At 69.1% G+C, this 11681-nt stretch carries 10 protein-coding genes; all 10 read left to right on the top strand.

Annotated elements, in window-relative coordinates:
* The first annotated feature begins 387 nt into the window (after positions 1-387).
* The 10 genes from D7X32_RS22865 to D7X32_RS22820 all read left to right on the top strand — a co-directional run bounded on the left by D7X32_RS22865 (position 388) and on the right by D7X32_RS22820 (position 11681).
* Positions 388-957 carry a polysaccharide biosynthesis/export family protein gene (locus D7X32_RS22865; protein ID WP_120604690.1) on the top strand — a complete coding sequence of 190 codons (570 nt, stop codon included), beginning with the start codon at positions 388-390 and terminating at the stop codon, positions 955-957.
* 62 nt (positions 958-1019) lie between these two features.
* Positions 1020-2186, top strand: coding sequence for a hypothetical protein (locus D7X32_RS22860; protein WP_120604689.1), 1167 nt, complete (start codon positions 1020-1022; stop codon positions 2184-2186).
* Positions 2187-2221: 35 nt separating this feature from the next.
* Entirely contained in the window at positions 2222-3631 is a 1410-nt protein-coding gene (locus D7X32_RS22855; protein WP_120604695.1) for a GumC family protein, read from the top strand.
* Positions 3632-3667: 36 nt separating this feature from the next.
* The gene (locus tag D7X32_RS22850) at positions 3668-4405 is read left to right on the top strand and encodes a CpsD/CapB family tyrosine-protein kinase (protein WP_120604688.1); all 738 of its coding nucleotides are present in this window, start codon (positions 3668-3670) and stop codon (positions 4403-4405) included.
* 119 nt (positions 4406-4524) lie between these two features.
* Positions 4525-5892, top strand: coding sequence for a polyisoprenyl-phosphate hexose-1-phosphate transferase ExoE (gene exoE, locus D7X32_RS22845; RefSeq protein ID WP_120604687.1), 1368 nt, complete (start codon positions 4525-4527; stop codon positions 5890-5892).
* A gap of 109 nt (positions 5893-6001) precedes the next feature.
* Positions 6002-7084, top strand: a complete 1083-nt coding sequence (locus D7X32_RS22840; protein ID WP_120604686.1) for a gluconeogenesis factor YvcK family protein — start codon at positions 6002-6004, stop codon at positions 7082-7084.
* 36 nt (positions 7085-7120) lie between these two features.
* Positions 7121-8239 (top strand): GNAT family N-acetyltransferase, encoded by a 1119-nt coding sequence (locus tag D7X32_RS22835; protein WP_120604693.1) that lies wholly within the window; start codon positions 7121-7123, stop codon positions 8237-8239.
* The gene (locus tag D7X32_RS22830; protein WP_171448045.1) at positions 8227-9405 is read left to right on the top strand and encodes a DegT/DnrJ/EryC1/StrS family aminotransferase; all 1179 of its coding nucleotides are present in this window, start codon (positions 8227-8229) and stop codon (positions 9403-9405) included. The genes D7X32_RS22835 and D7X32_RS22830 overlap by 13 nt, the downstream gene beginning before the upstream one ends.
* An 80-nt stretch (positions 9406-9485) precedes the next feature.
* Positions 9486-10682, top strand: coding sequence for a GNAT family N-acetyltransferase (locus tag D7X32_RS22825; protein ID WP_120604685.1), 1197 nt, complete (start codon positions 9486-9488; stop codon positions 10680-10682).
* Between the two features lie 9 nt (positions 10683-10691).
* Positions 10692-11681 (top strand): D-2-hydroxyacid dehydrogenase family protein, encoded by a 990-nt coding sequence (locus tag D7X32_RS22820; RefSeq protein WP_244239140.1) that lies wholly within the window; start codon positions 10692-10694, stop codon positions 11679-11681.

The raw sequence follows: 11681 nt of genomic DNA, 5'->3' as shown, positions 1-11681 counted from the left end.
GAATTGGACCCCTGAACCACTACCGCTGTCCGACGCCCAATCCCTTTTCAAGGCGCGTGCCAGCCCGTTGGCACGGGCCTCTAAGAGGAGGCGTGAAATGGAGTGGAAGGTGGGGGGCGCACGTTGGGCAATCCTCTTCCACCCCGTGGAAGCGATCGGCAGAAAGCACAGGGGAGAACACCGGGGTAGGACCGGAATTTTTCCCGGATGCGCCCAGGTGCGCCTGATGTGGCACGCCGTAACCCACTGCATTCCAAGGGTTTTCCCTCCCCGAGGTCGCTGGCACACGCGCTGCTAAGAGCCACCGCCAGAAGCGAGTCGCCTGGCCCTGCGGGGCGTACGAACGGTGGCCCGCGCGGACATCAGCAAAACGAAGGAGAGCGGAAGATGGGAATGCGGCGCACGGGGTTCTGGACGGTGATGGGGATGCTCCTCCTGTCGGGTTGTGCTCACCAGCAGACGCTGAAGGTCGACAACGCGGAGCAGCCCTACCGCATCGGCCGTGAGGACGTGCTCGACGTCAGTGTCTGGCGCGATCAGGAGCTGTCGCGCACGGTGCCGGTGCGTCCCGACGGCTTCATCTCCATCCCCATGGTGGGTGAGATTCAAGCCGCGGGCAAGACGCCCACGGAGCTGGCGGAAGCGCTCAAGTCGGGCCTCACGCCGTATGTGCAGGAGCCGCGCGTGACGGTCATCGTCCGCGAGGTCAACAGCAGCCGCGTCTTCGTGACGGGCGAAGTGGCCCACCCGGGCGCCTACCCGCTGCGCGGCCGCGTGTCGCTCTTGCAGGCCATCGCGCTGGCGGGCGGCTTCACGGACTTCGCCAACTCCGACGGCATCGTCGTCATCCGCACGGACGGCAACGGCGGGCAGATCCCGGTGCGCTACAGCGACCTGGTCTCCCCCAGCGGCGAGCTGGTCATCCTGCGGCCGGGTGACACCGTCGTCGTCCCGTGAAGCGGGGCGGACGCGAAGACTTCAAAGACAGACATCCGGAATCAGCGAACGTGGGCGTGGGTATGGACGGGAGGGCGGCGGTGAGGGGCAACTGGAAGCGGGCAGTGATTGCAGGCTGTCTCATCGCCGCGCCGGCCGCGCAGGCGGCCACCATCCTGGAGCCGCGGCTGCGCCTGACGGCGGAGGAGCGCTTCGACAACGACATCCGTCTGGGGGCTGGTGGAACCAACGGGCAGTTCATGACGAAGCTGTCCCCGCGGTTGGGCCTGGACGTGAAGAACGAGCAGCTCACGCTCGACTCGTTCTACGCCACGGACCTCCTGGCCCGGCACGGCTCCGGTCAGACGACGTTGGATCACCGCGCGGGCGTGGGCCTGAGGGACGTGCTGTCCCGCAGGCTGCGGCTGGACGCCAGCGCGAAGGTGTTCCGCGTCACCGACCCCACGTCGCTGCCGCGTGACGGCCTGGCGCGCTCCACGGCGCCGACCTTCTATGCACAGACGAAGGTGGGGCTCACGGCGCGCGTCACGGACCGCATGGACGTGCGCGGCAACTACACGTTCGAAGCGACGCGCATCATCGAGGCGGGACGGGTTGCGGGCTACGCGCACACCCCGTCCCTGGAGCTCTGGTACCGCACCACGCGCCGGCTGGCGCTGGGCGTGGACTACCGCTACCAGGGCTTCCTGTACGACGGCGACTACAGCCAGGCGCACGGCGCTTCCGCGGCCCTGCGCTACCGGCTGACGCGGCCCACCACGCTCACCCTCCGGGGCGGGCCGGTGCGCTACCTGCCGTCGGATGCGTCTCGCGGCGGGTGGCTGCCCCGCGTGGGATTGGAAGTGATGCGTGAGGGCGAGCGCAGTGACTTCGGCTTCGCCATGGGCCACGACCTGGTGGGCGCGAGCGGTTTTTCAGGCGCGGTGTGGGCGGATTACGCGTCGGTGATGGGGGCGCACCGGTTCACGCAGAAGCTGTCGGCCTTCGGGGCGGCCAGCTTCTTCCGGAACGGGACGGCGCCCGGTGAGAACTACACGGAGTGGCGCAACACCACGAACGTGTCGCAGGGCTATGCGGTGGGTGGAGGCGTCGAGTACCGGCTGAGCCGGAAGCTGGCGCTGCAGGGGGCGTTCGACCGCATCGCGCAGGTGGGTGCGGCGGATGTCGCTGGGGCGGGGGACCTGACACGCAATGTGTTCGCCCTTCGTCTGGTCATGACAGCTTGGTAGGCAACTTTCGAGTTCGAGGCATGGAGGAGCGGATCATGGAGCGTGGGATGACGGCGGACCAGATGCTTTCGGCGCTGTGGCGTCGCAAGGCCCTGGTGGGGGCGATCGCTGCAGCAATCTTCGTGTTGGGTGCGGCCATCGTGATGACCCGGCCGAGCATTTATGAAGCGTCGGTGGTGGTGCGTGTGGAGCCGCAGCGCCCCGGCGAGGAGATGGTCCAGCGGACGGTGAGCGAGCTCATCGAGCAGCGGCTGGTCACCGTGCGCCAGGAGTTGCTTGCGCGGCCGGTGCTCCAGAAGGCCATCGAGGAGATGAACCTCTACCCGGAGCTCGTGTCCGATAAGGGCATCGAGGCGGCGGTGGAGCAGATGCGCAAGGACCTCACCGTGCGCGTCGAGGGCGAGACGGCCTTCGAGCTCACCTACATGGGCCGCGACCCGCAGGTGGTGGCGCAGGTGGCCAACCGCCTGCCGGCCATCTTCTCCGAGGAGACGCTGAAGATCCGCCAGACGCAGGCGGCTCGCGCCACGGACCTCTTCACCGAGGAGATGGTCTCCATGGGCAAGGCCGTGTCCTCCTGGGAGAGCAAGATCTCCCGCTTCAAGGTGGACCACCTGGGCGAGCTGCCCGAGCAGATGGAGATGAACATGCGCGGCCTGGAGCGCATCAGCGCCCAGATGCAGACGAAGTCCGAGGAGCTGCGCTCCGCCGAGGCGCGCCGCTCCGACCTGGCCCGCGCTCGCAACGCCGCGGACAGCGAGGCCGGCCGGCTGGAGGCTTCCGAGAGTGGCCTGTCCCGCACCCTCACGCAGGCCAAGACGCAGTGGACGCCGGATCACCCGGAAGTGAAGCGGATGGAGCGTGAGCTGGGTGACATCAGCACCCAGCGCAAGGACGCGGAAGGCCGCATGTTCGCCGAGCGCAACGAGCGCACCCGGGTGGCCACGCTCATCACCAACATCCAGAAGGACATCGTGGACCTCCAGAAGCAGGCCGAGGCGTACCAGGCGCGGCTGAACAACACGCCTCGCTGGGCCCAGGAGCTGGCGGTGATGAACCGGGACTACGAAATCGCTCGCACGAAGTACCAGAGCGTGGTGAGCCGCAAGGTGGAGGCGGAGATCGCCCAGGAGTTGGAGGCCAAGAGCGCCAAGAGCCTGTTCAACGTCATCTCGCCCGCCGGGGTGCCTTCCGCTCCGGCCCGCCCGGACCGCATGAGCGGCCTGCTCATCGCCGCCCTGGTGGCCCTGGCCCTGGGTGTCCTCACCGGCACCGTGCTCGAGATGCGCGACGACAGCCTGCGCGATGGCACCGAGGTCCGTGAACGCATCACGCTCCCTGTCCTGGCGGTGGTCCCGAACATGCAGGGGAAGACGGAGAAGCGGATCTTGATGCCGATGGCTGGGAACAAGAACAGCGTCTCCTCGCCCACGTCACTGAATTAATTGCCGCCCCCTTACGGAAAGGATTGGAGAACTCAGATGGATTCGACGATGGAGCGGGCCGGTAACTTCCTCCCCCGCGTGGATGAGAGCGCGACTTCGAGCAACGCGGTGGACCGCCGGGTGGTGACGCTCACCGCCCCTGCTTCCGCGGCCGCCGAGCAGTACCGCACCCTGTATTACCGCCTGGAGCGGATGCGCGAGCAGCGTCCGATGAAGGTGGTGGCGCTCACCTCCGCGATGCCCGGCGAGGGCAAGACGGTGACGAGCGTGAACCTGGCCCTGGCCGCCGCCCGGGCGAACCCGGAGCGCCGCATCCTGCTGGTGGACGCGGACCTGCGCCGGGGGCAGGTGGCCCCCACGCTGGGCATGCGCAACAAGCAGGGCCTGGCGGAGCTGCTGGCCGGTGAGTGCGATGTGCGCGACGTGGTGCGCCGCTTCAACTCCACGCGGCTGGCGGTCATCCCCGCCGGTGAAACGCCGGAGGAGAGCACCCAGGTGCTGGCCTCCGCCCGCATGAAGCAGTTCCTCAAGGCGGTGCGCGAGGGCTTCGACGAGGTGTACGTGGACCTGCCGCCCACGCTGCCGTTCGCGGACGCGGCCATCCTGGGCCACCAGATGGACGGCGTGCTGATGGTCATCCGCGCCAACGTCACCCCCTCCAAGGTGGTGAACCAGGCGGTGGAGCAGCTGGCGGGCGCGGCGCTGGTGGGCTGCGTGCTGAACGGGGCGGAAGTGAACGCGACCCCGTACCTGAAGAACTACGTGAAGAAGTAGCAGTCAGCGTTCAGCAGTCGAGGTGAAGGTGTTTCGCGGGCCCACTCCGCTCCTCGCACCGATGAGGTGCGGCGAGCGGGGGGCCTGGAGCGGCGGCGGGTCGGGGTTGGAGGAGTCACGTGCTTCGCGTTTTCCACCACTATTTTTCAGCCAAGAAGTTGACGTTCTTCCTCGCCGAGTCGTCGGCGATCGCGCTGGCCTGTGTCGCGGGTGCCGCGGCCTGCGCGGCCCTCTTCGCGCCCCTGGGTTCCCAGCCGCCGTTCGCCACGATGTGGCCGACGCTGGTGGGACTGGGCCTGGCCTTCGTCGTCACCTTCCAGTTCACGCTGTACCTGTTGGACCTCTACGACCTGCGCATCGCGGCCGAGGACCGGACGCGCGGCTACCGTTTCCTCAAGGCCGCGGGCGTCACCGCGATGGTGGCGGGCGGTGTCATGCTGCTCCTGCCGCTGGCCCTGCCGGTGGTGCTGCCCCCCGGGACGCTCTTGGGTGGCGCGATGGGCGCCCTGGCCGGCACGCTGGTGGTGCGCGTCTCCATCCGGGCGCTGGTGGGTGAACCCGACGCGGTGCTCGTCGTCGGTGACGGCCTCAAGGCCCGCGCGGTGGCCAGCGCCATTGAAGACGGCGGCGAGGGTTCCTTCCGCGTGGTGGCCCTGGTGGACCCGCGCAAGGTGGACGAGCCGCTGGACGCGATGGCGACCCGCCTCAATGCCTCCTATGTGGTGCAGGCCGCGGATGACATGCGCGGCGCCAACTGGGTGGACTCGCTCTTGCGCTGCCGGCTGGACGGGCGGCGGGTGTACGACGCGGCGGGCTTCTGCGAGCGCGTGATGCGCCGCATCCCGGTGCAGTTCCTGCGCGCCAGCGACTTCGCCTTCGCGGATGAGATGACGGTGTCGCCCCTGCGCCGGGCCTTCAAGCGCGTGTTCGACGTGGCGGTGGCGTCGCTGCTCCTCCTGATGGCGTCGCCCTTCCTCATCCTGGTGGCGCTGGCCATCAAGCTGGACTCCAAGGGCCCCATCTTCTACCGGCAGGACCGCGTGGGCCTGGGCGGCAGGGCGTATCCGCTCTGGAAGTTCCGCAGCATGCGCACCGACGCGGAGAAGAACGGCGCGGTGTGGGCGCGCTCCAACGACGACCGCGTCACCCGGGTGGGCAAGTTCATCCGCAAGACGCGCATCGACGAGATTCCGCAGGTGTTCAACGTGCTCTTGGGCCACATGAGCTTCGTGGGCCCGCGTCCGGAGCGTCCGGTGTTCACGGAGCAACTCAAGCAGCAGATTCCGTTCTACGGCCTGCGTGAGGCGGTGAAGCCAGGCATCACGGGCTGGGCGCAGATCCGCTACCCCTACGGTGCGTCGGTGGAGGACGCGCGCAACAAGTTGGAATTCGACCTGTACTACGTGAAGAACGGGTCGCTGTTCCTGGACGTCGGCATCATCTTCCACACTGTCCGGCATGTGTTGTTGGGGCGGGGTGCTCGGTAGCTTGGTTGGGTAGTGGGTATTGATGACCGTCCGCGGCCTCCGGTTGTCGGGGGAGGCCGGGATGCTGAGGGTGGGGACCATGGATTGGGATGGGCGAGGGGGTCGGAACATGGTGGGCATGGACGTGGATGCGCCGTTCTCGGAGCAGTGGAGCCAGGACGACGCGCGCAACAAGCCGCAGGGCGTGGAGCGCAACGAGCTGTTGCAGGCGCCGAAGAACCGTCCCACGCGCATCGTCGCGATGGGCGGCGGCACCGGCCTCCCCATGGTGCTCAGGGGGCTGGCCCGCCGCGCGGCCCCCAAGGCGGGCCAACCCGGCGTGGACATCACCGCGGTCGTGGCGATGAGCGACGACGGCGGCAGCTCCGGCCGGCTGCGCCGCCAGCACGGCGCGCTGCCTCCGGGCGACATCCGCAACTGCCTGGTGGCGCTCGCGGGTGGCAAGAGCGCGCTGAAGGACGTGTTCCAGTACCGCTTCGGCGGCGCGAAGGGCCTCGCTGGCCACGCGGTGGGCAACCTGCTCATCGCCGCGCTCGCGGAGCTGAAGGGCGACTTCCTGGAGGCGGTGCGGCTGTCCGGGGAGCTCTTGGGTGCGCAGGGCCAGGTGCTGCCCAGCACGCTCGCGTCGGTGCAGCTGGTGGCCCAGATGCATGACGACACGGAGGTCGTGGGCGAGCGCAACATCTGCCGTGCCCAGGGCCGCGTGCGCCGCGTGTCGCTCAGCCCCCGCTCGCCGCCCCCGGTGGACGGCCTCTTGGAGGCCATCTACTCGGCGGACCTCATCGCCATCGGGCCAGGCTCGCTGTACTCGAGCGTGCTGCCCAACCTGCTGGTGGACGGCGTGGCCCAGGCGCTCAAGGAGACGCGCGCGCTGAAGGTCATGGTGGCCAACCTGATGACCCAGCCGGGTGAGACGGACGGCATGAACTGCCTGGACCACGTGCAGGCCGTCATCGACCACGTGGGTCCGGTGCTGGACGCGGTGCTCGTCAACGGCCGGTCGCCCGCGGAGGAGTCCATCCAGCGCTATGCGCGCAAGGGGTCCTTCCTGGTGACGGCGGAGACGCGGGAGCTCTTGTCCTCCGGCGTGATTCCGGTCCAGGCGGATCTCCTCAAGGAGGGGTCCAAGATCCGACACGACAGCCGCAAGGTCGCTGCCTGCCTGCTGAAGATGGCGCGCAGCGGGTTGTAGGCCGCATTGGCCATCACCACCTTGGGGCCCGCGAACATGGAAGCCATTCAACTTCAAGCCGTCCCTCGGGTCGTGGAAGTCAACGACCGGGCGGCCTTCATGACCCTGGAAGCCGAGTGGAACGCGCTCGTGGAGGCGACCTCCAACGAGCTGTTCTACCGGCACGAGTTCCTGCGGCTGTGGCTGGACAACTTCGCCGCTGGGGCGCGCATGCGCGTCCTGCTCTTGCGCGGCGAGGATGGAACGCTCAACGCCGCGCTGCCGCTGGTGGAGGAGCGCAGCTCCATGTACGGCGTGCCGGTGCGCCAGCTCACCTCCGCGGCCAACGCGCACTCCTGCCGCTTCGACGTGCTGGCGCGCGAGCCGGACGCCGCGGTCCAGGCCTTCCTCTCCCACCTGCGCAGTACGGGCGGCTGGGACGTGCTGCGGCTGACGGACGTGCCGGACGGCGGCGTGGGCTTCCGCCTGCTGGAGGCCGCGAAGCAGGGCGGCCTGCCGGTGGGCGAGTGGGAGTCCCTGCAGTCGCCCTACGTGCCCCTGCCCGCGAAGAAGGACGCGTACTTCGCGTCGCTGCCGTCCAAGTTCAAGGCCAACTGCCGCCGCCGCCGCCGCAAGCTGGAGGAGAAGGGGAAGGTCACCTTCGAGCGCGTGTCCGGCGGGCTGGACCTGGAGGGCACGCTGGAGGAGGGGCTGCTCCTGGAGCAGAGCGGCTGGAAGGGCGCGAATGGCACGGCCATGGCGCAGGACGCGAAGACGCGCGGCTTCTACACGGAGCTGGCGCGCGACTCGGCGTACCGCGACCGGCTGGCGCTGTACTTCCTGCGCGTGGATGGGCGCGCGGTGGCGTTCCAGTACGGCCTGGAATACGGCGGGCGCTACTTCCTGCTGAAGCCTGGCTACGACGAGAGCCTGAAGGAATGCAGCCCGGGGCAGCTCCTCATGGAGGACGTGCTGGGGCATTGCCTGGAGCGGGGGCTCACCGAGTTCGATTTCCTGGGGCCGGACATGGTGTGGAAGCGCGACTGGACGGATCAGGTCCGCAAGCACACCTGGCTCTACGTGTTCAATGACACCCCCTTCGGCCGGGCCCTGTGCGCGGCGAAGTTCCGGTGGGTGCCCGCGGCGAAAGAGGTGGTGGCGCGATGGAAGCGGTGAAGACGTCTGACAAGCTGTTCGTTCCGTCCCTGCCCACGCTGTGGCCGGGAATGCTGATGGCCCCGCCGCGCCCGGGGGCGCTGCCGCCGTTCTCCTCGCCCAACGCGCGCTACTTCTACTTCGCGCGCAACGCCGTCTGGCTGACCATGAAGATGCTGCGCCTGGACGGCGGCGAGGTGCTGATGCCCGCCTACCACCACGGCGTGGAGGTGGAGGCGGTGGTGGACGCGGGCGCGACGCCGCGCTTCTACCGCGTGGGCAGCCGCTGGGACGTGGACGTGGCGGACGTGGCGAAGCGCATCACGCCGAAGACGCGCGCGCTCTACCTCATCCACTACGCGGGCTTCCCGGGGCCGGTGGACGCCATGCGCAAGCTGGCGGACGAGCACGGCATCCCGCTGATTGAAGACTGCGCGCTGTCCCTGCTGTCGTCCGACGGCGCGACGCCGCTGGGCACCACGGGGGACGTGGGCATCTTCTGCCTCTACAAGACGCTTCCGGTACCCAATGGGGGTGCGCTGGTCGTCAATGGCAAGCGCCCGTACAGCCTGCCGGAGCCGCCCGCTCCGCCGGTGGCGTCCACCTTCAGCCACACCGTGTCCGCGCTCCTGCAGAACCTGGAGCTGCGCGGCGGGGCGGTGGGCCGGGGCCTGCGCGGCCTGGTGCGTTCGGTGGGACACGGCACGGTGAAGGCCGCGAGCATCGAACGGGTGGCCACGGGCACGCAGCACTTCGACCGGCGGCACGTGGACCTGGGCATGAGCCCGCTGACGAAGCGGATTGCCCTGGCGCAGGACCTGGAGGCCATCGTCGAGGCCCGGCGCCGCAACTACTTCCTCTTGCTGGGCCGGCTGCGTGACGTGTCGCCGCCGCTCTTCAACCAGCTGCCCGCGGGCGTGAGCCCCCTGTTCTACCCGATGGTGGTGCAGGACAAGGAGGCGCTGCTGGCCAGGCTGCGTGAGAAGGGCATCGACGCCATCGACTTCTGGAAGCGCTTCCATCCCGCGTGTGACCCGTCGGAGTTCCCGGAGGTGGCGCAGCTGCGGCGCACCCTCCTGGAGATTCCCTGCCACCAGGACCTGTCGCCGGAGGTGATGGGGCAGGTGGCCGAGGTGGTCCGGGAGGCGCTCAAGTCCGAGCGCCGTCCGAGCAAGCGCGCGTCGTGAGGGAACAGGAGCTGGCTCCCGGGTTGCAATGGCACTCGGGGGCCGGGGCAGTGCTTCGGGAAAGGCATCGGGGTGACGCGGTGATCCGCGAAGATGAATTGACGGCGGGGCCGAGGCTGACGCCGCGGCTGGACGTGGCGGCGGTGGGCAGTGCCTCTCAGATGGCGGGGATGCGGGCGGAGTGGAACTCGCTGCTGGACGCGAGCACGGCCGGTCCGTTCAACGCCTGGGAGTGGCTGTATCCGTGGTGCCGGCGCATCTCGCCGCAGGTGCGGCCGCTGGTGCTGACGGCCCGCGACCGGCTGGGCACGCTGGTGGGCCTGTTGCCGCTGGGGCTGGAGCACCGCTGGGTGAATGGTGTGCGCGTGCGGCGCCTGGGCTTCCTGGGTGAGACGCACGTGGGCAGCGACTACCTGGACGTGGTGGCGCGCAAGGGCCGCGAGGCGGAGGTGGCCCGGTCGTTCTTCAACGTGCTCCAGGGGCTGCGCGAAGAGTGGGACGTGCTGGATTTGACGGACCTGCGCGAGGGTTCGACGACGCTCGGCGTGGCGCGCGAGGTGTTTGGCGACGTGCGCGTGTCGGAGCGCTACGTGTGCCCGTACGAGACGCTGGTGCCGGGCGAGCCGTTCGATGCGTTCCTCAAGCGCACGGGCCGGCGGGACAACTACCTGCGCCGCCGCAAGTGGCTGGAGAAGCAGGACGGCTACCGCATCGAGCGCACGGACGCGCCGGGCCAGCTGGCCGGGCCGATGACGGACTTCTTCCGGCTGCACGCGCTGCGCTGGTCCTCGGATGGAGGGTCGCAGGGCATCAAGGGCGCCGGAGTGGAGGCGTTCCACCGGGACGCGACGCAGTGGCTGGCGGAGCGGGGCCGGTTGCGGATGTACACGATGAAGGTGGGCGGCCAGGCGGTGGCGTCCGTGTACGGCATCCTGCATGGCCAGACGTTCGTGTACTTCCAGTCCGGGTATGACCCGGCGTGGCGCAACCGCAGCGTCGGTCTGGTGCTGGTGGGGGAGACGTTCAAGGACGCCATCGAGATGGGCCTGACGGAGTATGACTTCCTGCGAGGCACGGAGACGTACAAGGCGGACTGGGTGACGAATCAGCGCCAGACGGTGTCGCTGCGCGCGCACGGCGCGGGCCTGGCGGGCGAGTGGTTCACGCGCTCCGAGGAGTTCGCTCGCCAGACGCGCAACGCGGTGAAGGGCGTGCTGTCGGACGAGCTGGTGGAGAAGGTGCGCCGGTTCCGTCGTCGCAAGGCCTCGGTGGATTGACGCGTTCAGGTGCTCCAGCGGATCCTGGCGGGTGCCATGGAGAAGCTGCGCTGCGCCATCCTGGATGACTATCAAGGCGTTTCGACGAGGCTCGCGGACTGGTCGTCCGTGAGCGCACAGGTCGAGGTGACGGTGTTCCGCGAGCACTTCTCCCGAGAGGAGGAGCTGGTCGCGGCGCTGTCGCCGTTCGACCTCGTCGTCGTCATGCGGGAGCGCACGCCGTTTCCGAAGGCGCTCTTCGACCGGTTGCCACGGCTGCGCTTGCTGGTGACGACGGGGATGCGGAACGCGTCCATCGACCTGGCCGCGGCCGCCGCGCACGGCGTGACGGTGTGCGGAACCGCGAGCGCGACCGAGCCCCCCGTGGAGCTGACGTGGGCGTTGATCCTGGCGCTCGCGAGGAACGTGGTGGGGGAGAGCACCGCGTTCCGGCAGGGCGGCCCGTGGCAGCACTCCGTGGGCGTGGACCTGCACGGAAAGCGGCTGGGGCTCTTGGGCCTGGGGAAGATTGGGAGCCGCGTGGCCCGTGTGGGCCTGGCGTTCGGCATGGACGTCGTCGCGTGGAGCCCGAACCTCACGGATGCGAGGGCAGGGGAGGCCGGGGTGACGCGTGCCCCGTCGAAGGATGTGCTCCTGGAGACGAGCGACTTCGTGTCCATCCACCTGGTGCTGGGGGAGCGCTCGCGGGGCCTGGTGGGGCGCGCGGAGCTCGCGAGGATGCGGCCCACGGCGTACCTCATCAACACGTCGCGCGCGCCCATCGTGGACCAGCCCGCGCTTGTCGAAGCGCTCCAGCAGGGGCTCATCGCGGGCGCGGCGGTGGATGTCTTTGAAACAGAGCCCGTTGCCGCGGACGACGTGCTGCGGAGGCTTCCGAACCTGCTCGCGACACCGCACCTGGGCTACGTGTCCCAGGGGAACTACGCGACGTACTTCCGTGAAGCCGTCGAGGACATCCGCGCGTTCCTCGCCGGTGCTCCCATCCGCAGGTTGGGATGA

It is taken from the genome of Corallococcus carmarthensis (genome assembly GCF_003611695.1).
Taxonomy (GTDB): domain Bacteria; phylum Myxococcota; class Myxococcia; order Myxococcales; family Myxococcaceae; genus Corallococcus; species Corallococcus carmarthensis.
This window is presented reverse-complemented; position numbering and strand designations above follow the sequence as displayed.